This window comes from Hydrocarboniclastica marina (assembly GCF_004851605.1).
GTDB lineage: Bacteria > Pseudomonadota > Gammaproteobacteria > Pseudomonadales > Oleiphilaceae > Hydrocarboniclastica > Hydrocarboniclastica marina.
Map to the genome: position 1 here is coordinate 2,043,144 of NZ_CP031093.1, position 26,090 is coordinate 2,069,233.

General features: G+C 57.6%; 24 protein-coding genes. 10 read left to right on the forward strand and 14 right to left on the reverse strand.

Features of this window, described 5'->3' with window-relative positions:
• Positions 1–51: 51 nt before the first annotated feature.
• The 3 genes from soil367_RS09135 (at position 52) to soil367_RS09145 (ending at position 3,354) form a co-directional block, all read left to right on the forward strand.
• Positions 52–1,524, forward strand: a complete 1,473-nt coding sequence (locus soil367_RS09135; protein WP_136548814.1) for an HD domain-containing protein — start codon at positions 52–54, stop codon at positions 1,522–1,524.
• Between the two features lie 336 nt (positions 1,525–1,860).
• Positions 1,861–2,679: an exodeoxyribonuclease III gene (xthA, locus tag soil367_RS09140; RefSeq protein WP_136548815.1), complete on the forward strand. Its 819-nt coding sequence runs from the start codon at positions 1,861–1,863 to the stop codon at positions 2,677–2,679.
• Positions 2,680–2,727: 48 nt separating this feature from the next.
• The gene (locus soil367_RS09145; RefSeq protein ID WP_246065593.1) at positions 2,728–3,354 is read left to right on the forward strand and encodes a TetR/AcrR family transcriptional regulator; all 627 of its coding nucleotides are present in this window, start codon (positions 2,728–2,730) and stop codon (positions 3,352–3,354) included.
• Positions 3,355–3,410: 56 nt separating this feature from the next.
• Here soil367_RS09145 and soil367_RS09150 read toward each other — a convergent pair whose 3' ends face one another.
• Positions 3,411–3,839, reverse strand: coding sequence for a phasin family protein (locus tag soil367_RS09150; RefSeq protein ID WP_136548817.1), 429 nt, complete (start codon positions 3,837–3,839; stop codon positions 3,411–3,413).
• A gap of 330 nt (positions 3,840–4,169) precedes the next feature.
• Between soil367_RS09150 and soil367_RS09155 the strand changes: the two genes are divergently transcribed.
• From soil367_RS09155 to soil367_RS19110, 5 genes are all read left to right on the forward strand, one after another.
• Positions 4,170–4,985, forward strand: coding sequence for a lysophospholipid acyltransferase family protein (locus tag soil367_RS09155; protein WP_136548818.1), 816 nt, complete (start codon positions 4,170–4,172; stop codon positions 4,983–4,985).
• 11 nt (positions 4,986–4,996) lie between these two features.
• Positions 4,997–5,932 (forward strand): SDR family oxidoreductase, encoded by a 936-nt coding sequence (locus soil367_RS09160; RefSeq protein ID WP_246065594.1) that lies wholly within the window; start codon positions 4,997–4,999, stop codon positions 5,930–5,932.
• Positions 5,933–6,057: 125 nt separating this feature from the next.
• Positions 6,058–6,804 carry an ABC transporter ATP-binding protein gene (locus soil367_RS09165; RefSeq protein WP_216642795.1) on the forward strand — a complete coding sequence of 249 codons (747 nt, stop codon included), beginning with the start codon at positions 6,058–6,060 and terminating at the stop codon, positions 6,802–6,804.
• The gene (locus soil367_RS09170) at positions 6,801–10,334 is read left to right on the forward strand and encodes a lipocalin-like domain-containing protein (protein WP_136548820.1); all 3,534 of its coding nucleotides are present in this window, start codon (positions 6,801–6,803) and stop codon (positions 10,332–10,334) included. Before soil367_RS09165 ends, soil367_RS09170 begins: the two co-directional genes overlap by 4 nt.
• A gap of 20 nt (positions 10,335–10,354) precedes the next feature.
• A complete protein-coding gene (locus soil367_RS19110; RefSeq protein ID WP_281283915.1) occupies positions 10,355–10,480 on the forward strand; it encodes a hypothetical protein in 126 nt (41 codons plus the stop codon).
• A gap of 17 nt (positions 10,481–10,497) precedes the next feature.
• Here the strand turns inward: soil367_RS19110 and soil367_RS09175 are convergent, their stop codons facing one another.
• Complete coding sequence (locus tag soil367_RS09175) at positions 10,498–11,733, reverse strand: saccharopine dehydrogenase family protein (RefSeq protein WP_136548821.1); 1,236 nt, start codon at positions 11,731–11,733, stop codon at positions 10,498–10,500.
• A 385-nt stretch (positions 11,734–12,118) separates the two neighbouring features.
• Here soil367_RS09175 and soil367_RS09180 point away from each other — a divergent pair, with 385 nt between their 5' ends.
• Positions 12,119–13,756: a putative bifunctional diguanylate cyclase/phosphodiesterase gene (locus soil367_RS09180; RefSeq protein WP_281283925.1), complete on the forward strand. Its 1,638-nt coding sequence runs from the start codon at positions 12,119–12,121 to the stop codon at positions 13,754–13,756.
• 118 nt (positions 13,757–13,874) lie between these two features.
• On the opposite strand, the gene soil367_RS09185 is transcribed toward soil367_RS09180, so the two are convergent.
• The 10 genes from soil367_RS09185 to soil367_RS09230 form a co-directional block, all read right to left on the reverse strand.
• Positions 13,875–14,918, reverse strand: a complete 1,044-nt coding sequence (locus tag soil367_RS09185; RefSeq protein WP_136548823.1) for a protein-glutamate methylesterase/protein-glutamine glutaminase — start codon at positions 14,916–14,918, stop codon at positions 13,875–13,877.
• Positions 14,915–15,430: a chemotaxis protein CheD gene (locus soil367_RS09190; protein WP_136548824.1), complete on the reverse strand. Its 516-nt coding sequence runs from the start codon at positions 15,428–15,430 to the stop codon at positions 14,915–14,917. The genes soil367_RS09185 and soil367_RS09190 overlap by 4 nt, the downstream gene beginning before the upstream one ends.
• Complete coding sequence (locus tag soil367_RS09195) at positions 15,427–16,266, reverse strand: CheR family methyltransferase (RefSeq protein WP_246065595.1); 840 nt, start codon at positions 16,264–16,266, stop codon at positions 15,427–15,429. Before soil367_RS09195 ends, soil367_RS09190 begins: the two co-directional genes overlap by 4 nt.
• Positions 16,259–16,786, reverse strand: coding sequence for a chemotaxis protein CheW (locus tag soil367_RS09200; protein WP_136548825.1), 528 nt, complete (start codon positions 16,784–16,786; stop codon positions 16,259–16,261). Before soil367_RS09200 ends, soil367_RS09195 begins: the two co-directional genes overlap by 8 nt.
• Positions 16,787–16,795: 9 nt before the next feature.
• Positions 16,796–18,445: a methyl-accepting chemotaxis protein gene (locus soil367_RS09205; protein WP_136548826.1), complete on the reverse strand. Its 1,650-nt coding sequence runs from the start codon at positions 18,443–18,445 to the stop codon at positions 16,796–16,798.
• A 50-nt stretch (positions 18,446–18,495) separates the two neighbouring features.
• Positions 18,496–20,670, reverse strand: coding sequence for a chemotaxis protein CheA (locus soil367_RS09210; protein ID WP_136548827.1), 2,175 nt, complete (start codon positions 20,668–20,670; stop codon positions 18,496–18,498).
• Positions 20,670–20,993, reverse strand: coding sequence for an STAS domain-containing protein (locus soil367_RS09215; protein ID WP_136548828.1), 324 nt, complete (start codon positions 20,991–20,993; stop codon positions 20,670–20,672). The genes soil367_RS09210 and soil367_RS09215 overlap by 1 nt, the downstream gene beginning before the upstream one ends.
• 8 nt (positions 20,994–21,001) lie before the next feature.
• The gene (locus soil367_RS09220) at positions 21,002–21,370 is read right to left on the reverse strand and encodes a response regulator (protein ID WP_136548829.1); all 369 of its coding nucleotides are present in this window, start codon (positions 21,368–21,370) and stop codon (positions 21,002–21,004) included.
• Positions 21,371–21,454: 84 nt separating this feature from the next.
• The gene (locus soil367_RS09225) at positions 21,455–22,678 is read right to left on the reverse strand and encodes a methyl-accepting chemotaxis protein (protein ID WP_136548830.1); all 1,224 of its coding nucleotides are present in this window, start codon (positions 22,676–22,678) and stop codon (positions 21,455–21,457) included.
• Between the two features lie 336 nt (positions 22,679–23,014).
• A complete protein-coding gene (locus soil367_RS09230) occupies positions 23,015–23,449 on the reverse strand; it encodes a CopD family copper resistance protein (RefSeq protein WP_136548831.1) in 435 nt (144 codons plus the stop codon).
• Positions 23,450–23,724: 275 nt separating this feature from the next.
• Between soil367_RS09230 and soil367_RS09235 the strand changes: the two genes are divergently transcribed.
• Positions 23,725–24,255 carry a PEP-CTERM sorting domain-containing protein gene (locus soil367_RS09235; protein WP_136548832.1) on the forward strand — a complete coding sequence of 177 codons (531 nt, stop codon included), beginning with the start codon at positions 23,725–23,727 and terminating at the stop codon, positions 24,253–24,255.
• Between the two features lie 50 nt (positions 24,256–24,305).
• Here the strand turns inward: soil367_RS09235 and soil367_RS09240 are convergent, their stop codons facing one another.
• A complete protein-coding gene (locus soil367_RS09240; RefSeq protein ID WP_136548833.1) occupies positions 24,306–25,277 on the reverse strand; it encodes an FAD-binding oxidoreductase in 972 nt (323 codons plus the stop codon).
• Positions 25,274–26,086: a family 1 encapsulin nanocompartment shell protein gene (locus tag soil367_RS09245; protein ID WP_136548834.1), complete on the reverse strand. Its 813-nt coding sequence runs from the start codon at positions 26,084–26,086 to the stop codon at positions 25,274–25,276. Before soil367_RS09245 ends, soil367_RS09240 begins: the two co-directional genes overlap by 4 nt.
• Positions 26,087–26,090: the final 4 nt, after the last annotated feature.

The following is a 26,090-nucleotide window of genomic DNA, read 5'->3' on the forward strand; positions in this document are numbered from 1 at the left end:
TGCGCCAGATACACCCGAGTAGCAGCCCGGCATGGAGGGGGTCATTAACTGATGCGAAGATCTATAGACGACCTACTTGGCGCATACGACAAGCTGATCATGGATCCGGTTCATGGCGGGATACCGCTGTTTCGCCATGAGATCAAAGCGATCGATCACCCCCTGTTCCAGCGCCTGCGCAACATCTGTCAGAACGACATACTGAGCCTGGTCTTTCCGGGTGCAACACACTCCCGCTTCCTGCACAGTATCGGTGTCATGCATGTTGGTAGTCGCATGTTCCGCTCAATGATAGAGGCATATCTGCGGGAGAGACGGCTCAGTCGCGATGTCGACCTGACCCTGGCACAACTCGACGCGATCGATTACATCGGCAAGATCATAAGGCTGGCCTGCCTGCTGCATGACAGCGGTCATTCCAGTTTCTCCCACCAATTCACCCAGGCGCGTAAAATTCGTGAGCTCATGAGCCGACCCGGCCGTTTTGAAGAGCTCTGGAACGGGATCGACATCTCGCTGATCTACAGGCACCCGCCCCATGAGCTGGAGCACGAACACTACTCCATCCGCGTCGCCTACGGCATTCTCTCTGATACCGGCCTGGCGGCAGAGGGCATATGCGTCGAGGATGTTCTGGGGGTAATGGAGACGACCTCAGCGACCCCGAGCCACGCTTTCTGTGAGCATGCCCGAACATTCTGGGAGTTTATCGCCGGGCCTGACGCCAACGCCGGCGCGCTGGCCACTGCATCTACACCCGAGTTGGTCATGAACCTGCTTTCTTCCATCGTATCGGGTGAGGTGGATGCCGACCGGGCTGACTATATGTTGCGGGACGGGTTCCACTCATCCGTAACCATCGGCGGATTCAACCTGGACCACCTGCTGAGTAACCTGCGGTTCGGCTGGACCGTAAAGTCACCGTGGCTGGGGCTCGCGATAGCCCGCAAGGGCATGGGGGCACTGGAGGACTTTGTCTACAGCCGCCACCAGATGTATCGGCAGGTATACGCCCACAAGACCGCCCTGGGGTTCGACTGGGTCCTTCGTGAGGCCATCAACGAGGTCCTTGAAGACGATGAGACGTTCGCCTGGGTGGATCGCTCGCTCAGCAATATGGACGACTTCACGGAGGTTACTGACACGTTCTTTTGGGAGGCATTCCGTCGGAAGTCGAGGCAACAGCCTGCCAGCTACTCTCAATGCATTGTTGACCGGATTAAGCTCGACCATATTGATACCGGTGAGGATCTCACGCCTGAACTCATCGAGTCGCGCCGCCGGGATCTTGCCGCCGCACTGGGCGTTGCAGAGGATGACGTGGTCTGCTGCCAGATGCGCGCCCGGTTCTCCAACATTCAGGACAACTTCAACGGTATCAAGGTTCTGGTACCGGATCCGGTCAGCCGGACCAGAAGTCTGCGAAAAATTACCGATGTGAGCACGTTCTTTCAGAAATTCGCGGACAGCACCATTACCCATTTCTACCTGAAGCCGGCCATGCTCCGGGGCGCTGCTCGCTAACGCTTTCGAGCGCATGCTCCAGTTTCCCCTTCACGACGGATTCTCCTTCACGACGGAACCTGCGCAGAAGGTTTGATTCCGCTGTGGCTCGTACGCATCTGGCTTCTGTAAGGCTCGCGACTGAACCACGGCCTTCAGCTACGGCTGCAAATACCTGGCTGGACTATGCATTTCCCGCGCAGTTCCCGGGATAGTCCTACGCCCGCAGGCATGGCTCGGTACCCAGCTACGCAAGTCTGTGAGCCACCAAGCCTTGAAGCGGCCGGTCCCCTCGCAACTCCCTGCTATGGTAGACTTCGGCCACTGCCCATTCACTGAAGAGCGACCTCAAAGACAATGCGAGTAGTCACTTTCAACGTAAACGGAATTCGCGCCCGGCTTCATCAACTCCGCCAGCTTATAGCGGAGTACAATCCCGACGTCATAGGCCTGCAGGAAACCAAAGTCCCGGACGACCAGTTTCCGCGCGAGGAGGTGGAACAACTGGGCTATCACGTCAGCTTCCACGGGCAGAAGTCACACTATGGCGTTGCACTCATGTCCCGGGAGAAGCCCCTCTCGATCCAATGCGGATACGAACATGACGAAGATGACGCCCAGAAGCGTTTTATCGTAGGTGAGTTTGCCTGCGGTGACGGCAAGATCACCATCGCCAACGGTTACTTTCCGCAAGGCGAAAGCCGCGATCACCCCATCAAGTTTCCAGCGAAGGCCAAGTTCTACGGAGATCTCATCTACTGGCTGGAACGGAACAATCGCGAGGATTCGCCACTGATCCTCATGGGCGATCTGAATATTTCGCCAACGGATCAGGATATTGGTATTGGTGAAGATAATGCCAAGCGCTGGCTGCGCACCGGCAAGTGCAGTTTCTTGCCTGAGGAGCGCGAATGGCTTCGGCATGTGACGGACCAGGGATTGATGGATGTATACCGGAAACTGCACCCGGAGGTCAGCGACCGGTTCAGCTGGTTCGATTACCGTAGCAGAGGGTTTGAGAGAGAGCCCAAGCGAGGCCTTCGGATTGATCTGATTCTGGCCAACGCAATGCTGGCCGATAAGGCGAGTGCGAGTGGTATCGCCTACGACATCCGTGGCATGGAGCGCCCGTCGGACCATTGCCCTGTCTGGGCAGATTTCGAGGTCTCACGGTAGGATGCCGGCAACTGAAGGGGTCTACCCGGACAGACTCAGCGGCGAATCATGAAAATGAAAACGCGTGAACGGATACTGCACGCCAGCCTGGCGCTCTTCAATGAATTTGGCGAGTCCAATGTGACGACCCTGCAGATCGCTGATGAACTCAATATAAGCCCGGGTAACCTCTACTATCATTTTCGCAGCAAGTCCGACATCGTCCGCGAGCTATTTGGCTGGTATGAGGCTCAGATAAATCACCTTCTGGAAGTGCCTGAAGTCGAGATCTCAATCGAGGACCAATGGCTTTTCCTACATCTGATTTTCGAGAACATCGCTGAATACCGGTTTATCTACCAGGACCTCATCAATGTCCTGTCACGCTACGAAACCTTGCGTGCGCCTTTCCGCCGCATTCTGAAGCACAAACGGCTGGCGTCCCGCACGATCTGTAACAGCCTGCGTGAGCAGGCGCTCCTCAAGGCCACTGACGCTGAAATAGAGGGACTCTGCGAACAGATTACGCTGACGACCACTTATTGGCTGAGCTTTGAAATGCTGGCGCATCTGGAGGAAAAGGACGCGGTAGATCTGGGCCGGGGGGTTTATCAAGTCATGTTTCTGCTTGCGCCTTACCTTCGCGAAGATGAACGAAGACAGTTGGAGACACTGGGCCAGAGCTACCTGAACTGACACACGTACCGGGTCTATGCCCGTACGCGTCCTGCTACCGCTGACTGTCCTCGGGTTTATTCTCCATTCTTGCGCCGTTGTTCCAGCGCGGCTTCCAGCTCAGAAACGCGCGCTTCCAGCTCTCGGATCTCCCGCCGGGACGGAATGCCGAGCCGGCCAAGCGCCTTCGAAACCCGCTGGTCGAAAACGCTTTCCAACCGGTCCCAGGACTCGGTCGCACGATGTTTGACCTCTCCCACGCGGTCTTCCACTGCCCTGACCTGACGACCTACCGCACCGCGGGTGCGCGTTTCGATTTCCTCGCCTTCCCGAACCAGGCGCTCAAAAAACTTTCCGGTATCCTCTTCGGCTTTGGTGTAGGCGCCCAGGCCCGCGAGCCAGATCTGCCGGGCCGAGCCTTTAATGCGATCAGCCATCTGCACAGGTGTCTCCTCCTCCGCATTGGTCGGGACGGGGGCCTGGTTGTCTTCGGGCTTCTTGCTCATATGTACCTCATTTTCCTTCAGACACGACATTTGCGGGATACTGTTCCAGTATACCTTCTCCGGTCTGATCCAGCAGTCTCCGCGGATGTCCGGTCGTTAAGTCAGGCCCGACCATCCCCGGATGAGGCACAAGGCTGGAACTACTTAACAAAAGCACAACTCTCCGGGCTTCGAAACCAGTAGCAACTCAGGTTAAGGTTATACTGCTCCATCAGAACAGTTGACGGTAGCGCAAACGCTGCCAGCTCCTGGCCTATCCGGAGAGCAGTCGTGTCGGCTGAGGTTACGCTCCGGATCCCTGTGCACCGGTTTCTAAAGGGAAAGACGAGAATGCGGCTCAGAAAGTACATCGAGAGCAAATTGACTCCCAGGGAGCTTGAGAACAAAGTAAACCAGATCCACAAGCCGGTCGGCAGCCTGGGTTACGATCCGTGGGGATATAACACAGAATCCCTTGGATTCGGGCTGACTTTGACCCGTTTTCTCTACGACAAATACTTTCGCGTAGAAACTACCGGTGTGGAGAACATCCCGAGCCATGGCCCGGTGATGATTATCGGCAACCACAGTGGCCAGCTTCCTCTCGACGGCATGTTGATTGGCTACGCGATCGCAACCCGCGAGCACGCGCCACGCTTCCCCAGGTGCATGATCGAACGGTTTTTCCCGACCGTTCCTTACGTTGGCAATTACCTTAATGAACTCGGCGGGGTACTCGGCGACCCTGTCAACTGCGCAAAGATGTTGGCGAACGACGAGGCGATTATTGTTTTTCCGGAAGGCGTCCGGGGTTCAGGCAAACTCTACCGAGATCGCTATCAGCTGAAACGCTTCGGTAATGGATTCATGCATCTGGCCATGCAGAATAACGCGACCATAGTGCCTGTTGGCGTAGTTGGCTGCGAAGAGACAATACCTGCGTTTGCCAATATTTCCCCGCTAGCGCGCAGGCTGGGTCTACCTTATGTGCCTCTGGCGGCCCCTGTCGTGCTGCCCGCGAAGGTCTACCTGAATTTCGGCGAGCCGATGCACTTCCCGTACGACGACATTTCAGAAGAAGAAGTCACCGGCCGGGTCGAACAGGTCAAGCGGTCCATCAGTGAGCTGATCAATCAAGGGCTCAGCAAGCGCAAAAGGCTTTTCTAATGGCGAAGAAAATGAAACCAGCAATACTGGTCACGGGCGCAGCGGGCGCCCTGGCCAAACAGGTCATTGAACGGCTACGCCACGACAATCAGGTGGTCGCGGTCGACTTCCGGCAGCAGGTGGACCTCGGTGAGGGTATTCCAAGCTACCGCATCGACTTCAACAAACGGGTTTTTGAAGACCTCTTCAAGAAATACCATTTCGAGTCAGTGATTCATCTCGGGAGGATCCTATCAAGTCAGGAGACCCGAATGAGCCGCTACAACGCCAACGTCCTGGGTACGCAGAAGCTTCTCGACCTGAGCAACAAATACGGGATTAAAAAAGTTCAGGTACTCTCCAGCTACCACGTTTACGGAGCCAACGCATACAACCCCGCGCTTATCGATGAGAGCGCGCCGCTCAAGGGCGCGAATCTGACGATGGATCTGGTCGACAGTGTGGAACTCGAGAACCTCGCGATCATCTATCTCTGGCGCTACCCCAATCTGAACATCTGTATCCTGCGCCCCTGCAATATTGTTGGCCCAGGAGTACGAAACTCCATAAGCTCCCTGCTCAGCAGCCAGTTTGCGCCCGCGCTGGCAGGCTTCTCGCCCATGATGCAATTCATCCACATCGATGACATGGCGGATGCTATCGTGCTGGCCAACAAAAAGAACGAATCCGGCGTCTACAACGTTGCGCCACAGGATTGGGTCGCGTACCAGGAAGCGTTGCGGCTCTGTGGCTGTAAGATCCTTCCCTTGCCCTCTATTCCACCCTTTTTTCCCAAGCTCATCACCCGTTGGATCAATGCACGCAGTTTTCCGCCTTATCTGCTCGAATATTTCAAGTACCCGGTCGTTATCGACGGGCGTACCTTCGAGAAGAAATTCAACTTCACGCCGAAGCGATCCTTGCAGGAAATTTTCAGGTTCTACCGGGAAAACAAACACCCCGTCTAGCCAGGGCTTGGCCTGTACGTCCGAAAAATCGGGCAGTACATCGCCACACCCCGGCCTTAGCGTCGGCGATTTGACTGGTAAGCGGTTACGGCCAGATCGCCCAATGCCCACCTTCCGGATCAGACATGACAGTCTCCATCATAAAAGCATCTGGTTTGACGCGAGCGGTCCCGGATACCAGCCAGAGACGACGTGGCCGGGTGCAGCCTGGCGGAAAAGACCCTGCCGGTGACTGCGCGCATCCTGTACTCGCCGGCATGGACTTGACGGTCACCCAAGGCGAATCCGTCGCGATAGTGGGTCCGTCCGGCACGGGGAAAACTACGCTGCTGAATATTCTAAACGGCCTGCTGCAGCCAGATGCCGGCAAGCTGGAGGTATTCGGCCGTGACACCGCCACACTCGGTGCCAATGGCTGGGCGCGCTGGCGGCGCAATCATATCGCCACGGTATTTCAGGATGCCAATCTGATACCCACACTGTCGCTTGGCCGGAATGTAGCGTTCCGCTCAGCGCTTGCCGGTTGCCCCGATGTCGAGGGCGAGCGTGCCATTATGGATGCCCTCGGTATTGGCAGGCTCATGGACCGTTACCCGGACGAGGTGTCTGGAGGGGAACGTCAACGCGGTGCTATTGCAGCTGCGTTCGCAATGAAGCCACGCCTGCTGCTTGCCGACGAGCCCACCGGCAGCCTCGATGAAGCCAGTTCACAGCGTGTGGCGGAATTGCTGTTCGGGGGGATACGCGAGCGCCAGCTAACGGCAGTTATCGCCACCCACAATCTTGAGTTCGCCCGCCAATGTGATCGGGTCCTGCAACTGTCCGGCGGGCGCTTGCGACCGGTATCCGACAGGGATGCGCCGCCGACATGATCCAGCTGCAAGGGATCAGCGCTATCGCCACTGCGTTTGCCAGCCATTACCGGCGCAACCCCTTGCAGTTCCTGAGCCTTATCCTGATCACCGCGCTGGCAGTCGCGCTCTGGGCCAGCGTTCACATACTTACCGACCAGGCCCGCAGCAGCTTTGCCCAGTCCGAGGCGGCGGTTGCGCCTGTTGTCGAGATCCAGCGAACGGACGGCGCGGCCGTGACAGAGAAAGACTTCGGAGCGCTGCGGCAGGCCGGCGTATGTGTCACCCCGCGCCTGACTATCAAAGTACCTGTCGAACCCGAGCTCACGCTGATAGGTATCGACCCCCTCTCCTCCGGTTGCGCCGGAGCGGCCCTCGGTAATAGCGGCGCTGGCATTAATCTCAGCGCTCTCGGTCAGCCCCGATTGTGGGGCAATGTCAGCGCGCTGGATCGCTGGCGCCAGAGCGGCCTTGCCCTGGATGACACCCAACTGGAGCCTGCACCCGACCTTCCCGCCCAGACTCTGCTCGGGGATATCGGTGTCGTCGCACGTCATCAGTTCGCCGGCAGTGTTCAGCTGCAGTTGGTGACCGGCACCCTTGCACAAACCGACCTGCCGCCGGGCTATCGGGAGCTGTTGGTCGAACATGGCGTAAGTTCAGACGAGTTGGCAGAGAGTTTTCTGTTCAACCTGGATGCACTGGCGCTCCTGGCCATGCTCGTTGCTGCGCTCCTTATTCGCAGCGTCTACGTATTTGGGCTGAGCCAGCGTCAGCCGACCCTTATGGTTCTTGAACGTAGCGGCGTTCCGCGTACCTACATTGTGCTCTGTCTGGGTATCGAGCTTGCTGTGATAGGCATCGTCGGCGCAACGGCGGGGCTGTTCTCCGGGAGTCAGCTGGCGCGCATCTTCTCAGGCGGTTTGAGAGAGACCCTCGGCGGGCTTTTTGATGTCGTTGCCCGGGATTTCGTCTTGCCTGGCCCGGAGCTCTGGGTGACGGCACTCGTGCTGATTCTGGGCGTGATGCTCTGGGCTTGCGGCGACCTTGTCTGGCGAAAGAACCACAGCCTCGGAGTGACGTCCTCCACCTTTCCACAAAGGGCCAGGTCCCTGACGGGTTCACGGACCGTAATCCTGTTAATAATGAGCCTGCTGGTCGGCGCGGCGTTCCTGGGGCTAGCGGACAATCTTTGGCAGTTGTACGCCGGCGTTACCCTCGTGTTGTGCGCGCTTGCTGTAATTCTGCCGCACGTCATCGTCATCTTGCTGAGGTGGCTCGAACGGCGGGCCGTGACGCCCCTTGCGGAATGGTCATTCAGCGAAATGCAGGCACTGACCCGTGAAATGGCAGTACCACTGATTGCGCTGGCGTTTTCAATCGCAGCAGCGATCGGCGTGCACAGCATGGTCACCAGCTTCGGAACCACGTTCTCGACCTGGCTGGAGCAGCGACTGCAGGGCGACATCTACCTGACCCCGAGCCTCACACAGGGGCGTTCCCTCACAAGACAGATGGATGAATGGACGTCTCGCCTTGAAGCCATCCCAGGCGTTTATAGCGTCAGTCCACGGGTCTACGGTCGGGGGCTGGCCGAAAAATCTCCCGTTGACGTTATCGTGCTCGACGCCCACTCAGCAGGACTGGGCAGCGGGTCAATCATAGCCAGTGTCCGGGATCCCTTGCGATCCCTGGCCGAGGGCGATGGCGTTATGGTCAATGAACAGCTCGCACGCAGACTGAAGCTGGCGATTGGCGACAGGATTGCTTTGCAGCTGGGCCGAAAACACCTTAGGCCTCAGGTGCTGGCTGTGTACGCCGACTACGGCAGGCCCGCGGGCGAAGCAATGTTGACCGTCAGCCAACTCGGGCCGGCGCTGAACCAGCTCCCTCAGCGGAGTCTCGGTTATAGCCTGGCAGTCAATAATGTTGAGGAAAGCCTTATCGCGCTTGAGGCAGCCGAGCTGCCCGGAGAATTTTCGTTCCGCGACCAGGCCGAGGTCCGCCAATTGGCCGAGCAGGCATTTGCGCGAACATTTCGTCTTACCGGGACGCTTATATCACTGACCTTACTGTTGTCCGCCGTCGGATTGCTGCTGATTGGCCTTGCAACCTTCCGCATCCGACGGTCGCTTTACACCCTGCTCCATGTGTTCGGGCTTACGCTGTCCCAGGTACAGGGGCGGTTGATAATCCACTCGGCAGGGCTAGCTTTTCTGCTGGCAGTGTTGGCCGTCCCCGTGGGTATATTCCTGGCCTGGCTACTGGTTGCGCGGGTGAATCCTCTGGCGTTTGGCTGGGCGCTGCCTTTTCAAGTTTACCCGTTGTTCTGGCTCAAGCTGGTCCTCGTGGCCACGCTGATCGGCGCTTTTGTGGGCTGGGTTACAGGTGGCTTTATCAGACGCGGTCAATTGCCCGCCTCTCTGCTCCTGCTGCTACTGTCACCGATGGTCGTCTCGGTAGCGGGTTGTGACCTGGTGAATGATACACAGCCTGATGACGGCTTTGCGTCCCTCGGGAGCGCAAGCGATGGCTTCTCCCAGCCCCACCCTGGTTTGACCATCATGCTTCCCGGAGACATGGGCGCTCACCCGGATTTCCGTCTGGAATGGTGGTACCTCACCGCTAACCTCACAGCAGAGGACGGTCGTCGCTTTGGCGCCCAGTGGACCCTGTTTCGGCAAAGCCTGTCTCCGCCTGAACCGAGCGCGCCCGGCCAAAGCAACCCGGGCCCGCTGCACGACGGCAGCGTAACCCCATGGAAAAGCCCAGCGGTCTGGATGGCCCATGCGGCCCTTAGCAGTCCCGAAAAGCATGCTTTTGCCGAGAAGCTGGCGCGCGGTGGCACAGCCCAGGCCGGTGCTGAAACAGATCCGGTTCGCCTGTGGCTGGATGACTGGCAACTCCGGGAAACGGCACCGGGCGTGTTCGCAGTGAACGCCGGTGATGATGGGTTTCAGTACTGGCTGGAAGTAACGCTTCGTGAACCGCCCACGGACGCCATGGTGCTCCACGGATCGAACGGCTTCAGTGCGAAGTCCCAGGAGGGACAGGGCTCCATGTACTTCAGTTTTGTCGACATGGCGGTCCGTGGCCGCATTCAGTTCGGCGCAGAAATGCTGGAGGTGACCGGCACAGCCTGGCTTGACCGGGAGTGGAGCAGCCAGCTGCTGGGTCGTAGCCAAAAGGGTTGGGACTGGTTTTCGATGCATCTGGACGACAACTCGGAGCTTATGGTGTTTCAGCTACGGGGATCGCCTGTTTTTCAGTCCGGAACCCTGATTCAAGCGGACGGCACAGTGATACCTTTAAGCCCGGCCCAGATCGAACTTCTACCGAATGAAACACGAGAGACAGAAACCGGCGAAGTGCCAGCTGAGTGGCTCATACAGATTCCGGACTACGGACTGGATTTAACCGTGAACTCGTGGCCGGGCGAGTACTGGAACCGAGGTCTGGTGCCCTACTGGGAAGGCCCGATTGATGTTTCAGGCTCACACACCGGGGAAGGCTTTCTCGAAATGACCGGATACAGCTCCGCGAAGGACTGACCAGGACTGACCTCTACAAAATGGGGCTGGACAGAATGGGGCTGGGTTCGGCTATTCAGGGAAGTCGTCGCACTTTTATCACGACGCGCCAGCAGGTTCAGCCCTACCGGCGCGCCACTGAAGGCTATGAGACTTCGTGGGACTAGCCCATCAAAGGTGGGGACTAACTCTCCAGAACTTCGAACTTGAGGCCTGAATACCTGGTTAGGCGTGTCAGCAGTTTGTCGCCAAAAGCAGTGGATGGGGTCCAGAAACCACCGGCCTTCTCGACCTTCGGTAAGTCCAATGCCAGGCAGACACCGGCCTGGCCCAACATCTTCCCGGTCGAACCGTAACCCGGATCCTGATCACCGGTCACTTTTGCCCGTAGTGTCTTGCCACTGGCTGTCTTTCCCACGAACCGGATATCGAAGAAGCCGGCCTTTTGCGCTTCCAGACTCGGGCCTTCCCCGGGCTTGGGTAGCATGAAGCGCTCCAGCACCCACCGTGACGGTTTCATCACCGATGCAACCATGAAACTGCCGATTGCGCCGGCAATACCGTAAGCCGCCATGCGCCCTTTGACGCCTCGTCCTGTCAGCATGGCCTCTTCATAGATAAAACCGCTGCCGTAGGCTTTACCCATGAGTGCATTGGAGCGATGCACCACGCGGGTGTTTATCGCCGCCATGATGAATGGTGTGATCCAGGCATTGAAGTCTTCGTCGAAGGCGCCGGACTTCAGGTTCGGCTGGCGAGCAATGAACGAATGATTCGGTGGACACAGCGAATAGGGGTTGGCCAGTTCTTTGCGTAATCCAGGATTACCAGCCGCTTCTTTAACGACATTCATCAGACTGGCCACAGTACCGCCCGACATGCCGCCTTTTGCAGCTTTGACCCGCATTTTTACACGTGTGCACGGCTCGTCGAAACGCTCACGCGCCTGCTGTTGCAGAAAGAACACGCCCATGTCCGACGGGATAGAGTCGAATCCACAGCAATGTACGATCCTTGCCCCCGACGCGATAGCGGTGGCTTCATACCGCTCGATCATCTTCTTTATCCACTGCACCTCGCCTGTGAGGTCGCAATAGTCCGTACCGGTTTCAGCACAAACCTTGACCAAAGGCTCGCCGTAGAGGGCGTAAGGGCCAACCGTTGAGATGACAACCCGGGTTTTCGAACACAGTGTGGCCAGGCTGCCTTCGTCAGCCGCGTCAGCAACCAGTAAAGGCAACTCGGTCGCCTTTCTGCCAAGTGAGCGCTTAAGTTCGTCAAGCTTGGCCTGTGAGCGTCCTGCGGCGGCCCATTTCAGGTCTCCCTTGGTACCGAAGTTCTCAGTGAGATAGCGGCTCAGTATCTGGCCAACAAAGCTGGTCGCTCCGAAAACAACCAAGTCGTATTGTGGTTCGCTCATAGGGGAATGTCCTCCGACGATGGGTGTAGCTCTAAAAACCTGGCGGCCAGTATGGGCGAAGCGCTGTCTAACGAGCAATTTTTACCTGCACTGCTTGAGCCAGGTAGCTGATTAACGGCGTGTTTCTTTTGCTAAAGAATGTCACCGCTGTGCTTGAAAGCAATCGCCGGTGGCAGCAATCTGCGATTGAGGGTCAAGACGTCAGACAGTGCGCTGGGAGCTGCGGACTACGACCCGCCCACCTCATTTTCTGAATCACTGTTCGTTTTGCACCCTGCCATGTAATTAATTCAACGTAACTCAAGTGTTGCCGCGCATTTCAGTAACGTAGGCGAAAACACTACAGATTAGAGGAAATAGCGCCATCCAAAACGCCCTGCTCGCCCTGAAAAACGCTACGCAGCACGCCGTTTTCCTGTTAGACGAAAACGGTGTTATCAGTTCGTGGAACGTCGGTGGTGAGCGTATTTTTGGCTATACCGAGGATGAAGCCATAGGCTGCTCAACCACCATTATCTTTACAGAAGAAGACCTGGCAGAGGGTCGGCACGTCTCGGAGATGCGCAAAGCACTCAAAGACGGGTACGCTGAAGACGACCGCTGGCACCTGCGCAAGGATGGCAGTCGATTCTGGGCGTCCGGCACCATGACGCCGGTATACGATGACCGTGGCAACTTCAGGGGCTATCTGAAAATAACCCGTGACAAGACTGCAGAAAAGATCGCCAGTGAGCGTACGCTTTATCTGGCCCATCACGACGCGCTTACGGGTCTCCCCAATCGCAGTATGTTCAACGAACAGCTCAAGAAAACACTGTCCAGTGCGAAGTTGAATCAGCACCAGGTCCAGGTACTGTTACTGGACCTGGATCGTTTCAAAGAGGTCAACGATTCCTACGGCCACCATTTGGGCGACCTGTTTCTGAAAAAGGTCGCGGAACGGCTGGGCAATACCGTAAGAGCGAGTGACCTGGTGGCACGGCTGGGCGGCGACGAGTTCGGCATCATCTGCAGGACACGGGACGGAGAAACGGATACGCTGACCCTCGCAGAAAAGCTGGTCGATGCCCTGGCCCAACCCTACTATCTCGAAGACAAAGAGATTCAGTCTGGAGCGAGTATCGGCGTTACGGTCTTCCCTGTGGACAGCCGGGATCCGGGTCAGATCCTCAAGAATGCCGACCTCGCAATGTATACAGCGAAAGCCCGAGGGCGGTCGACATTCCACCGCTATACCGACGAGCTCGATGAAGACGCAAAACGCCGTGAACGCATAGGTGATTGGCTCTGCGACGCCATGCAGACAGAGGGTCTTGCGCTTCACTACCAACCCCAGATCAACCTCAGGGACGGCGGAATAGTAGGCGTTGAGGCTTTGCTACGCTGGCGCGACTGCCCTGTCGATAACGTCACCTCACCCGAGGTGGTCGCGGTTGCCGCCGAGATGGGCTTGGCGGAGGCCTTGGCGGAATGGACCTTTTTCACCGCCTGCCAACAGGCAAATCAGTGGAAGACTGAAGGGTGGGAGGACTTCCGGATTGCGATAAATGTCTCTTCCACGCAACTCAACGCCACGTCCTTCCTGAAACTGATCGACAGCGTGCTGGAAAAGACAAGCGTACCGCCGGGCTGCCTCGACATCGAGATTACGGAATTCATGCTGATGGAGAACAATCAGGCCAATGACCTGCTGTTCCGATCGCTCAAGAAAAAGGGGGTGTATCTGTCGGTAGACGACTTCGGCACGGGCTCGTCGTCTTTCAGTTCGCTACGCAACTTTCCCGTCAATGCTCTGAAAATAGACCGTGAGTTTGTTGCAGGCCTGCCCCAAAGCGAACATGACTCCGCCATTGCTTCGGCCATAATCGGCCTCGCCCACAGTCTCGGCTTCAAGGCCGTCGCAGAAGGCGTAGAAACGCAGGAGCAGTCTGACTTTCTGGCTGAATTAGGCTGCGACTACTGCCAGGGTTATCTCTACGGGGAACCCTTGCCCGCAGAGCAGGTTCGCCGAACGCCTGGCTAGCTATCAAGGTCGACTGTGGGCCACCGCGCCAGTTACAGGAGGACGGCCCCGGCTTACTCACAGCGGAAACCGCCAGTTGCCAAAGCCAGCAAGCCGGCTCGACACAGCAGGCAGGGCCCTAGCCCTGCAGAATGAAGTGCGCGATATCCGTGAGGGGCAGAATCCTTGCCGCACCACCGTGCGCGATGGCTTCCTTGGGCATACCGAACACGACACAGCTGGCTTCATCCTGTGCTGCAGTGTTGGCGCCGGCCTGGCGCATGGCCAGAAGTCCCCGCGCGCCGTCATCCCCCATCCCGGTCATGATCACGCCGATAGCGTTCTTGCCCGCGACTTGAGCCACTGACCTGAACAACACGTCCACCGAGGGTTTGTGCCGGTTCACCGGTGGGCCGTCCAGCACATTAACGTAATACTGCGCACCACTGCGCTTGAGCTGCATGTGCTTGCCACCCTGGGCAATCAGCACTCGCCCGGGCCTCACGCGATCGCCGTCTGCGGCTTCCTTGACCTCACAACGGCAAAGCCGGTTAAGGCGGTCAGCGAACGCGGCGGTGAATTTCTCCGGCATATGCTGTACTACCACAGTACCCGGGCAGTCTTCCGGCAACCGTGTAAGGACCTCCTGCAGGGCCTGGGTACCGCCTGTCGATGTGCCCAGGGCGACCACGCAATCGGTGGTCTTTACCATCGCTGCGCTCGGGCGATTGGAGACTGGTTGCTGCGTCGGCGTTCCAGCCGGGCGGGCGGCCCGCACCCGTGCCCGGGCCGCCCCTTTTACAGCGCGAATCAGTTGCTGGGACGACTCCGTGAGAAAGTCCTTCAGACCGATCTTGGGCTTGGTGATGATCTCTACCGCCCCGGCCGACAACGCCTCCATTGAGGTTGCGGCGCCCTTTTCGGTCAATGTCGAACAGATGACCACAGGGGTGGGATGCTCAACCATCAGCTTTTTAAGGAAAGTGATGCCATCCATGCGCGGCATCTCAACATCCAGCAGAATGACATCGGGCCATTGCGTCGCCATTTTCTGCAGGGCAAAAACGGGATCCGAAGCTGAGCCGATAACCTCTATCCCGGAGTCCTGTCCCAGCAACTGGGTCATCACCTGGCGCACTACCGCGGAATCATCGACAATGAAGACTTTCACTTTGCTGCTCATGCCTGCATGTTTCCCGCGACGCGCTCATTTTCAATATTGATGTGCTGGACCCAGACATCGCCCGAGGCTACTTCAAACACAAGATTCCGATGACCTGCTCCGCCAAGGCTTTCCGCCGTTACGTTCAGTCTATGCCGGGCAACTATACGACGTGCCGCCTCGATGTTACGGCTTGCGACTCCGGGTGCGCTCGCCATACAGCCAGGAAACATATTGCCGCCACCGAACAGCTTTACCTGGTACTGGTCCAGCTGTGTCCCGTGCTTACGCACCTGCCCCAGCAACAGTTCAAATGCCTGGTCGGCGTACTTGCCATTTAGCGGCTCATCCTTGCTCCGTTTTCCCTCTGGCAACAGGTAATGGCACATGCCGCCGAGGTGGCGTGTCGGGTGCCATAACACGATGGAAACGCAGGACCCCAGCGTCGTTCGAAGATTGAAGTGTTCATCGACGAAGTCGTGTTCGCCGGGATGCAGAAATATGTCGATAGCTGAGCCGAGGCGATGGATCATGCAGGCTTCCGGTAGACGGAGGGCCGGACAAGCTCCAACCCATCCGTTATGCCATTGAGGCTCTCGGAGTGCCCGATGAAGAAATGCCCCCCTGGCCTTAGCTGAGCCAGCACGCGGCGGACCACCTGCGCTTTGGTTTCAGCGGAAAAGTAGATCATGACGTTGCGCAGGAAGATCACATCAAATTGTCCCAGCTTGGGTAACTCTGCGTTGAGGTTGACCTGCATGAACTTGACCCGCTCGCGCAGGTTCCGGCTCACCAGCAACTTTCCCGCGTGCGTTCCGGTACCCTTGAGACAGAAGCGCTTGAGGTAGCCCGGCGGCATGTGGTTCGTCCGCGCCAGCGGGTAGAGCCCCCGCTCGGCTTTCTCGAGCACCTGCATACTGATGTCAGAGCCAATCACTTCCCATGTATTGCTACCCAGAACATCCCCCAGCAACATCGCCAGGCTGTAGGGCTCTTCACCGCTGGAACTGGCCGCACTCCAGGCCCGGAAGGGCCTCGAGGACGGATGGGCTTTCAGGATTTCATCCCGCAGGAATTCAAAATGTTTGGGTTCCCGGAAGAAATAGGTCTCATTGGTGGTCAGCAGATCGACCGCCCACTGGTGTTCGCTCGCATCGGTCGACAGCAAGTCGTAATAGGCACCAAAACTCCCGCAGCCATGTAATTTCAGCCGCTTGGCGAGCCGGCCACTGACCAGCGCTTTTTTCGACGACGGCAGAGTGACCCCTGCCTCGTCAAACATCAGCTTCTGGAAGCGTTTGAACTCGCTCTCCGTGAGCGTTGGCACCCCAGTGCTGGGAGATCTTTTTTCTGCCACGAGATCAGACACTGCCGACACCCGAATCGGCCAATTTGGCGAGACCTGCCATTTCCTCGACCGCAAGCACGCGGTCTACATCGAGCAGAATCACGAACCGGCCGTCCACCTTACCCATGCCACTGATAAAGTCGGCGCGGATTCTCGCGCCAAAAGAAGGTGCAGCTTCGATCTCCCTTTCCGGGATATCCAGTACCTCTGAGACCGCATCGACGATGACACCAAGTTCCTGTTCCAGACCGTCGTTCTCAATCTCAATCACGACAATGCACGTACGTCGGTGAATGCTGCTTGCCTCCCGGCCAAAGCGCGCCGCCAGGTCAATAACGGGGACTACACTGCCCCGAAGATTGATCACGCCCCTTACAAACCGCGGCATCATCGGCACCGTCGTGACGTTGCTGTACTCGATGATTTCCCTTACACGCTGTATACCCACTGCGAACATTTCATCGCTAAGGGAGAACGTAAGGTACTGCTGGGTTTCCGTGCCGGCATAAACCGGCCTTTCAATTGCTTGAGATGCGCCCATTGTCCGCTCCTAGAACCGCTCGAACTCAGCTTCGTCGATTTCCGCCTCTAACTTTCGCTTGGCTGGTGCACTACCCGTTCTGGCGGTAGAGATCGCCTTAGCAACAGTATTCCGGGCAATGCGGGAGGGATCGCGGGACGTTTCCGCCTTGAGCTTGAAGAAACTCATAAGCTCCTGCAGCTGCTCGGCCTGAGCGCTCATTTCTTCCGCGGTGGCCGACAGCTCTTCAGAAGAAGACGCGTTGGTCTGAGTCAACTGGTTAAGCTGTTCCATGGCGTCGTTAATCTGGCTGACCCCAGATGATTGCTCGCTGGACCCAGCGGCGATTTCCTGGACCAGGTCGGAGGTTTTCTGTATTGAAGGCACGATCTGGGACAGGAGACGACCTGCGGTTTCCGCCAATTCAACTGAAGACCCTGCTACGGCACCGATTTCCTGAGCCGCTACCTGGGAACGCTCTGCCAGTTTCCGCACCTCAGCTGCAACTACCGCGAAGCCCTTACCATGCTCACCGGCACGGGCCGCCTCGATCGCAGCGTTAAGTGCCAGCAGGTTGGTCTGGTAGGCGATATCGTCGATGATAGAAATCTTGGCCGCGATGTCCTTCATGGCAGCGACTGTTTTCTCCACCGCCTGGCCGCCCTCTACTGCCTCTTTCGCAGCCTTCGCAGACATGCCGTCTGTCATGTTTGCATTTTCGGTGTTTTGCTGAATCGAAGCGGTCATCTGTTCCATAGACGCTGATGTTTCTTCCACCGAGGACGCTTGTTCAGATGAGGACTGGGACAGGCCCTGACTGGTAGCGCTGACCTCTTCTGATGCAGAAGCCAGGCCATCCGCTGCGGAACGGACTTCGCTGATTGTCTGGGAGAGCTTCTCGACCATACGCTGCATGGCTTCAAGCAAAACACCCGTTTCGTCTTTCGACGTCGACTCGATGCGCACGGACAGGTCGCCATCCGCCAGCGTATTTGCAGTGTCGACAGCGACGCGCAGAGGACGGGTAATAGAGCGTGCAATCAACAGGCCGGTGACAATGCCAACCACGATGCCAAGCACGACCAGAATGGACATGCTGATCAGGCTGCTCTCATACAGGGCGGTTGTCGCAATCGCTGCATCTTCGGCGTTCTTCTCTTTGATGCGGGACAGTTCGGTAAGCAACCGGTCTAACTCATCCCCTGATGCTCGGACTGGACCCTCGGCGTATTCAACGACATCACTCTGTTCAGCCAAAGAAGAGTTCTCAACCATTCCGATCAAACGGTCCCGATGCCCGGCATACTCAGCCGACGCTATTTTATACTGAGCCAGCAGACGCTCGGCTTCTGGATTCTCGATCAGTGCTTCCGCCTGAGCCAGATATTCAAGCTCCTGCTTCGCGTAACGACGTGCATTGTCGATGCTTTCCTGACGATCTTTCTGAGTTGATGCCAAAAGCATGTTGCGCATTGAGCGACTGCCGTATATCACGTTGACATTCGCTTCTTTGAGATACGAGACGCCAAGTAGCTCTTTCTCGTAAAGCGCGTCTGCCTGCTCGTTTATTTGGCCCATGTTGTGTATGCCAACATAGCCAACGAGCGCCGTGATGGCTGACAGCACCAGGAATGCCGCCAGCAGTTTTGTTCCGATTTTGAGGTTCTTGAACCAGCTCATTAGTTTGTGCGCCTTTAAAAAAGATAAATCTGATTGGTTTTTGAGTTCGGTTATGAGTATGTCTTTCGATCTAACAGGCGCTCCTCCTGCTGAACCAGCTGCTGAACCAGTACGGGGACATCCAGGATAAGGGCGACATCTCCGCTACCCAGAATCGTTGAACCACTAATACCGCTAAGGTGCACAAACAGTTGGCCAAGGGGCTTGATCACTGTCTGGTATTCACCCAATAACGCATCGACGATAAGTCCGGCTTTGTGGGACCCATATCTGACGACCACGATGTTTTCGCGCCGTCCGGATGTTCCGCCGAGTCCGAAATATTCTTTCAGTTGGACCACCGGCAATGCTTCTCCGTTGAGGTTCACGAATCCCCGACCGTGCGCCTCTGAACGCTGCTCGGGTGTCAACTCAACGCATTCCACCACGCTATCCAGCGCAACAATGTAGTTAGCCTCGCCGACACCCATCAGGAAGCCATCAATGATCGCCAGGGTGAGCGGCAACCGAATCCGAAGTGTTGTTCCCACTCCCGGGGATGACTGCAATTCGATTGCACCACGCAGCGCTTCGATACTGCGTTTGACCACATCCATGCCCACGCCGCGCCCGGACAGGTTTGTGACCTGCTCGGCGGTCGAGAAGCCAGGCTCGAAAATCAGCTGGAAAATATCCTGCTCAGACAGCCCCTCGGCGCTCTGGATGACGCCACGCTCAAGGGCTTTCGCAACCAGTTTGTCTTTGCTCAGGCCGGCACCATCATCAGATACCTCGATAACGATACTGCCGGCCTCGTGGTAAGCGTTCAGGTGCACCCTGCCCTGGGCCGGCTTGCCCGCCGCGGCGCGACGTTCCGCTGACTCGATACCGTGATCCATCGCATTACGGACCAGGTGAGTCAGCGGGTCGGCAATTTTCTCGACGACTGTCTTGTCGAGTTCTGTATCGGCGCCGCTGATATCGAGCCGTACGTCCTTGCCCAACTCCTGGGAAACGTCCCGCACGACCCGCTGGAAACGCTGGAACGTCTCGCCGATCGGGACCATGCGCAGCTCGAGCGAACTGTCGCGAATGCCTTCCACCAGAGACTTGACGGCTACCATTGCCTCCTGCGTTGCCAGGTCGCCGCCTCGCTGGGCGCTTAGTCCTGCTGCAGCGCTGGCAATAACCAGTTCACCAACCAGGTTGATGAGGCTGTCGAGTTTATCCGCCTGTACCCGCAGAAACTGGCTGGTCCGGGCCTGGGCCTGCCGGCTGGTCTTCTGCTTGGCCAACGCTGCATTGACGACCTCCGGTTCTACATTGCCGCCTTCCACCAACACGTTGCCCAGGCGGCACTTTTCACTGCCGGGCTCGTCGCATTCCTGCTGAAGGGCCAGGCCCTGTTCGAGCTCTGCCTGCGTCAGCACACCGCTTGCGACCAGTATTTCTCCAAGACGGGCATCACTTTCTGGCAGCGCATGGATCAGGTCCATGAACGCAGAGACCGGACTACCCGGGGGAAGAATGCGTAACTCGCAGTCTTCCCGGACAAATTCAAAAACCTCTTCCAACGCTGCCTGGGTGATGTCCGCGCGCAACGTAATCTCGACGCCCAGGTAGCAGCTCTCGGGGTCAAACTCATCCGCTTCCGGGAAACCTTCCGTTACCAGGCCCACGTTGATGAGTTCACCGAGGGTGGCGAGATAACGGATGAAGCCGAGCGGATCCATACCGTTGCGCATAACGTCTTCGCCGAAGCGAACTGACACATGCCAAGTGCCTGAGTGAGCGCCTGAGTGAGTGCCCGAGCCGGCAATTTCGGCTGAGGCGTCAGCCCCTTCTGCCTGCCTGGCCTCCGTCGCTTCCTGGTAATCGCTTAACAGGAGCAGCAGGAATTCCCCCGCGGCCTTGAGTTCTTTCGTGACCGAATCAGCGTCAATCTCGATCAGTGCCGCGATATGGTCCCGGCACTTGAGCAGCAGCGCGGCCAGCTCGCCGTCCAACTGCAGCGCTCCGGCGCGCAGTCGATCGAGCACGTCTTCTACCACATGGGTGAACTCCACCACGTGGTCCAGGGCGAATAACCCGGCCGACCCTTTGATCGTGTGCACACAGCGAAACAGGGCATTGAGCTTTTCGTCATCGCTGGCGTCGTTTTCAAGCTCAAGCAGGTACCGCTCCATGTCTTCGAGCATGGTGCGGCTTTCGTCGAGAAAGGTTTCAAATGCTGCGTCGAGATTCATCAGGCAAACTCCTTGACCGGCACCAGCGTCGGGCTGTCAAAGTCGGCGCTCAGATGAAACAGATTCATCACTTCCCGGACCGCTGGGCTGTGGCCCGAAAAGGTCAGCTTGCAGCCGCGTTTCACCGCTACCTGACGAGTCAGCAGCATCAACTGGACACCGGCGGAGTCCATTTCAGTCACCCGTGACAGATCGATGTCGCGCACCGCGTTGGGCACCAGCAGGTTGAGTAGCTGAGGTTTGAGCGCAGCAGCATCGTATATACACAGCTCACCGCCGAGGTGGTGATGGCCCGGATCTTGAGTGGACAGTTCGTAGCTCATCAGTGCGCCTACGGCATAACCAGTTTGGATACAGCGGCCAGCATCTGGGGCGGCTGGAAGGGTTTCACGACCCAGGCTTTGGCGCCTGCGGCCTGGCCTTCGGCTTTCTTGCTCTCAGCGGATTCGGTGGTCAGCATGATCACAGGGGTAAACTTGTACTCGGGCCGCGTCTTGACGTTTTTCAGAAACGTTATGCCGTCCATAACAGGCATGTTCACGTCCGAAATGATCAGGTGTACGCGCTGGCCTGTGAGCTTCGACAGTGCGTCCTGCCCGTCTTTGGCCTCGATAACCTCGTAGCCCGCGCCTTTCAGCGCAATAGACACGACTTGCCGGATAGAGGCGGAGTCATCGACGATCAAAATTGTCTTGGCCATGGTCTTCTCTCAAACAGTTAGGTGTAAGCGTTCAAACGGCACTTCTGGGGTGATTTAGCGCGCGTGTTATCTCTCTCAATGCCTTCAGAAGAAGGTGATCCCGCCGTCATCCTCCGCGCCCTGGTTCTGTTGGTCGGTGCCGCGCTCCTCCGCCATGGCGTACGAGCGCTCGATATCCTCCAGAATGGCCATTACATCCAGTTCCGCCGCTTCGGCAGAGCTGATGTTTTGCTGCACACGGGTAGTAGCGAGCGCGATGTTGTCGCGGACATGGCTCAGAATCTGGTCAGTGCGGTCCTGGAACTGGAGCTGCACCAGAGCGTCCTCAACACCAACCTGAATACGGGCGTTGGTTTCCTGCAGGCTTTGCCCAGCGGACGCCAGGTTCTCCGTCATCTCACGGAAGTCTGCGAGCACCTCACGAATAGCAGTTTCGGAGTGTTCGACGGAATGGTCCCGCTCACTCTCGGCAACAGCTTGCTGACAGGTAGCCCGAATCGCCTCGTTGATCGCGGTAATTTTGGTGCCGATGGTCTGCCCGGCCTTGCCGGAGCGCTGCGACAGCTCCCTGACTTCCGACGCCACCACGGCGAAGCCTCGTCCGTGCTCGCCGGCCCGGGCTGCTTCTATCGAAGCGTTGAGTGCCAGCAGGTTGGTTTGCGAGGCGACCGAGGCGACATCTTCGGCCATGCTGTTTAGCTCGCCGGTGAAGGACTCCAGGTGCCTGATCTGCTCTAGCTGGCTCTGCTTGGCCGCCAGCGCATCCTTGAGGGACTGCACCACGTCGAGCAGACGCTCTTCACTACGATTAAACAGTGCGCCCAGCCCTCGCTCATCAGCACTGACACCGGAAAACAAGTGCGTCGCTGCGGCAAGCTCCTGGGTCATCTCGGAGAAGCGACCGGACAGTTCAATCACTGCGGTTTCGGCCTGCCCCCGGGCAGTTTCTATCTGACGCTCCCACACCGGAAACAACTGCTCGCTGAGGCTGTGTAGCGCGCCGTTGCCGGTCGGACGCGCCAGAGCTGCGGCTGTTTCGGCAGCCCTGAGCCTGGTGTCCTGCGCGTGAGCGCGCAGTTCACGGGAGCGCTGGCGCCACGCCGCGCCAGCGGTTAGCGCCAGCGCGCCGGCGCCAATCCACGACGCGCCACCAAAGCCGTTAGCCAGGAACAACGCGACCGTGCCGACCGCTGCAAAGGCGAATGGCGACACCAGGTTGTTTAAGTGGGTGCCATTAAAAAGAGTAAGTAACCGGGACGAGAACGATTGCACCTGGGATGCGAATGATGCGGATGATTCTTGTTGCATTTGCCGTACTACCTCATGCTGCCGAGCCACTGTCTGAAACGCCCAAACAGCCCACTTCCTAACAATGGTTAAGCTGATAGTAGATCGCTTATGCAGCACCGCAAGCTTCTGTACAGAGAAATATAATTCCTCGTAAAACGCAGCATTCGGTTACATATCATTGCCGAATTTTGCTTTGTTTTTGATGAATGTCAGGGGTTTTTGACGGTGGGGAGTATGATGAGAGCCATTCTCATTCGAAGCTAAGTTGCAGAAAGTAATTAGGTTAATGATCATATGAGGAACAGCATCCCCATCATCAGAGCGGACGACCGTCCGGCTCGGGTGTGAGCCAGTTCAGCCGAAGTAATACATACTCTTCGCAAGGAAAACGATCACGATCACGTGGCTGAATACACTGTAGTGGATGAACCGTGAACGGGAGCTGGTCATGGTGCGACGGACCATCCAGGTCATGGCTGTAAGGAAGTGCGCCAGTACACTGAAGGCCAGTAGAATCTTGAGCCCCAGCTGCAGGGCGAAGCCGCTGGACCACGAATTGGTTAATGTAGGTCCATGATAATAGGCCATGACCAGTCCAGACCCAAACAAAAGCAGAATCACAAACGGCATGATCTGGCGGGCACGCTGACCAACCGCCGACTCTACTTCGCGCAGTGCGTCCCGGGACACTCTGTGGCGAATCGTTTCGAGAATCAGCACTTCAAAGAACACCGTGCCGACGAAGAGTATGGCCATAAACAGATGAACAATATGAGCGGATGCGTACATGAAGCTGTCTCCTTGTCGCCCTCAGGCTAATGCGAGCTCTTTCTGATCCAAATGATAATCATCAATAGGACAGCTCATTACAGCCCAGTTGTGCGCTTCCCGGTGTCAGCAAATGCCGCTCACCGTGCGCACTAACGTCGATAGTTTTTACACCTTTACTCAGTTGATCTTCGGGCAGGCCTGTAAAGACGCGGTGTGGTTCGCTTTTTGCCTGCGGTTTGTTGCGATCGCTAATCGAACAGCCGCTTATTCACGAGATACGAAAGGGACGTCCCATGAAGAAGTTTGTACTGTTGGCATTGATGACCTGGTTCAGCGCATCCACCCACGCTGCGATCATTACGTACGCCTACCTGGACAGGATTGAAAACCCCAGTTCCAGCCATGAGGCGATTGGGATCTTTAAAGTCGACTCTGCCCGACGCGGGCTGATCTCAGCGCAGTTTGAGAGCGAACCGGCGACCTTCGAATGGGAAGGTTTTTCGCCGCTCATGTATGACCAGCCTGTCGCCGGCGCGGACGGACTTTATGAGAATGGCTTCGAGCCGTTCGGAGTTGATGCACTGAGCTGTTTTCTCTACCTCGATCTATTCAGTCTCGCCGCCGGGGAGGATATTTTTCACAATCTCGACAAGACTTATCCGAATGAGGGTGCCTATATCGAGAACCTGGGCTCCGGGGAAGCGTTTTATCTGATGGGCAGACTGACCAAGGTCAGCACGGTTGAAGTTCCCGAGCCCTCCAGTCTTGCGCTGTTGGGCCTGGGGGTCCTTGGGGTTGTGTTGGCGCGTCGACGCCAGGCCTAGCGGAAGCCTTTCGGGGCTTGCGCCCGCTTGCCTGAACCGGACAGAACCGGCTATTTGTAGCGTTCTGTCCGCACCTCGAATCCGCGACCCCGCCAGGTTCGTTCAATATCGTCGACCATATCCGGGTTGCCACAGGCATAAAGGCAGGTGTCCCGGGACGTCCAACCCCTCTCACCCAGTAGCGCCTCAACGTGTGTGCCGACGCGACCCTGCGCGCCCTTCCATTCGCTGTTCTCAATGACATCCGGCCGGCTGACAGCCGGAACGTACGTCAATAACTGAGGTTGCGCTGCTGCGATCGAGGCCAGCTCGCTGCCGTAGCCCAGCTCCGAGGCAAAGCTTGCCCCGTGCAGCAGCACAAAGCGCTGTTGAGCCTCGCCTTTGTGAACCGCCTCCCGAACCATACTCACGAATGGGTTTACGCCAGTGACAGTCGCGATCAGCATGTGGTTGTGCGCGTTGGCGTTGAGAGTAAGGCCAGCTTTTGGTGAGTGCAGAGCCACAACGTCCCCCTGGGCTACACTCTGCCAGCGTGACGACATGCTCCCATTGGGTATCAGCTCTATGAAGAGCTCAAGAAAGGGCTCATGGGGGGCGGATACCAGCGAATAGCGGCGGCTGATGCCGCCTAGATCAATCTTGACCGAAGCGCCCGGTGTGAAGCTGAAACCCGCCGGGCGGGACAGCTTGAATATCAGGAGATCCGGTGCCAGCTCGCGTCGCTCAAGCACCTGGGCCTGTCCGGGATCGCTGGTACTGGCCTGATCTGCACTAGCCGATTCGCGTTTTGGCGGATCGTCAGCACCTGGAGAAGCGCCTGCGCTTTGTTGCGAGGGCTGCCCCCCGCACAGCCAGCTGTTCAGGCGTTCGCCCTGCAGTGAGCGGCGGCGCCAGACATCGCCCAGCACTTTTTCGAGGCTCTCGCTGGCGCCCTGCCCGAGGCGTTGTTCCAGACTGTTCTGGACGCTGTACACCACCTCGAGCGACTGCCTGGCCCGGCGCTGGTCCGCGCCCCGGTTCACGGTGCGGTTTTAGGCGAGAGGGTACAAATAGCGCCTGGCTCCTCGACCCGCATGACCAGGCTCTCACTGATAAACATCTGGTGGTGGATGCCATCGTTGCTCGAATAACCGGTCATCATATCCTGCCCGACGATGATGCGGCCCACGTGGGCGTCCACCAGCACAGCGCCTTCAATGGACGCCTTGAACACGCCCAGTTCACAGAGGCGCTTGAGGTGCTCCAGCTGGAGCATGTCTGTGCCTTCGTAACGGCGGAACAGCAGGTTGTACCAGCTTGGCGAAAGCACAAGCGCATAAGGCCCGTGAAAGCCGTTCTCATCGAGACGCGTCACCGCGCCCAACACGTCGCTCAGGGCCTGCTCGATCTGGCCCCAGTCGTCGCATCCAACCTGCACCCGACCATTGGCGGTCAGTAGCCCTTCCAGCCCGAAATCCGGCTGGCCGTAATAGATAAACTCCTCTTCCCTGCGTGCCACGGCTTCTGCCGCATCTTCCACAGCGCGCAGGTCCAGCGGCAGGCCCATGCCAACGTGACCTTCAATCCGGCGCACACTCAGGCCAAAGCTTTTGCGCAGCATCGGCAACGCAACCGCTTTGCTCAGCACCGCGCCGGCTTCATCAGGAGCAGGCTGTCGGCAGTAGCCTTCCTCGCCGACTTCTACGGAGGTCAGGCCTACGCCGTAGGGGCCATCCACATCAAGAAAACGGCGGCCGGTCAGAATGTCCGTGGCAGCCTCAACAGCCGCCTCATCAATCTTGTTCCAGATGTCGTCGGAGAAGTTCGCATTCTTTCGGTTCAGATAACTCATGGCT

Coding starts and splice junctions, on each gene's coding strand:
- soil367_RS09215 (WP_136548828.1), bottom strand. CDS start 20,993: ATGAGCTACGAACTGTCCACTCAAGATCCGGGCCATCACCACCTCGGC.
- soil367_RS09225 (WP_136548830.1), bottom strand. CDS start 22,678: ATGCAACAAGAATCATCCGCATCATTCGCATCCCAGGTGCAATCGTTC.
- soil367_RS09150 (WP_136548817.1), bottom strand. CDS start 3,839: ATGAGCAAGAAGCCCGAAGACAACCAGGCCCCCGTCCCGACCAATGCG.
- soil367_RS09235 (WP_136548832.1), top strand. CDS start 23,725: ATGAAGAAGTTTGTACTGTTGGCATTGATGACCTGGTTCAGCGCATCC.
- soil367_RS09205 (WP_136548826.1), bottom strand. CDS start 18,445: ATGAGCTGGTTCAAGAACCTCAAAATCGGAACAAAACTGCTGGCGGCA.
- soil367_RS09165 (WP_216642795.1), top strand. CDS start 6,058: ATGACAGTCTCCATCATAAAAGCATCTGGTTTGACGCGAGCGGTCCCG.
- soil367_RS09160 (WP_246065594.1), top strand. CDS start 4,997: ATGAAACCAGCAATACTGGTCACGGGCGCAGCGGGCGCCCTGGCCAAA.
- soil367_RS09155 (WP_136548818.1), top strand. CDS start 4,170: ATGCGGCTCAGAAAGTACATCGAGAGCAAATTGACTCCCAGGGAGCTT.
- soil367_RS09220 (WP_136548829.1), bottom strand. CDS start 21,370: ATGGCCAAGACAATTTTGATCGTCGATGACTCCGCCTCTATCCGGCAA.
- soil367_RS09200 (WP_136548825.1), bottom strand. CDS start 16,786: ATGGGCGCATCTCAAGCAATTGAAAGGCCGGTTTATGCCGGCACGGAA.
- soil367_RS09190 (WP_136548824.1), bottom strand. CDS start 15,430: ATGATCCATCGCCTCGGCTCAGCTATCGACATATTTCTGCATCCCGGC.
- soil367_RS09245 (WP_136548834.1), bottom strand. CDS start 26,086: ATGAGTTATCTGAACCGAAAGAATGCGAACTTCTCCGACGACATCTGG.
- soil367_RS19110 (WP_281283915.1), top strand. CDS start 10,355: ATGGGGCTGGACAGAATGGGGCTGGGTTCGGCTATTCAGGGAAGTCGT.
- soil367_RS09230 (WP_136548831.1), bottom strand. CDS start 23,449: ATGTACGCATCCGCTCATATTGTTCATCTGTTTATGGCCATACTCTTC.
- soil367_RS09170 (WP_136548820.1), top strand. CDS start 6,801: ATGATCCAGCTGCAAGGGATCAGCGCTATCGCCACTGCGTTTGCCAGC.
- xthA (WP_136548815.1), top strand. CDS start 1,861: ATGCGAGTAGTCACTTTCAACGTAAACGGAATTCGCGCCCGGCTTCAT.
- soil367_RS09175 (WP_136548821.1), bottom strand. CDS start 11,733: ATGAGCGAACCACAATACGACTTGGTTGTTTTCGGAGCGACCAGCTTT.
- soil367_RS09210 (WP_136548827.1), bottom strand. CDS start 20,670: ATGAATCTCGACGCAGCATTTGAAACCTTTCTCGACGAAAGCCGCACC.
- soil367_RS09145 (WP_246065593.1), top strand. CDS start 2,728: ATGAAAATGAAAACGCGTGAACGGATACTGCACGCCAGCCTGGCGCTC.
- soil367_RS09185 (WP_136548823.1), bottom strand. CDS start 14,918: ATGAGCAGCAAAGTGAAAGTCTTCATTGTCGATGATTCCGCGGTAGTG.
- soil367_RS09135 (WP_136548814.1), top strand. CDS start 52: ATGCGAAGATCTATAGACGACCTACTTGGCGCATACGACAAGCTGATC.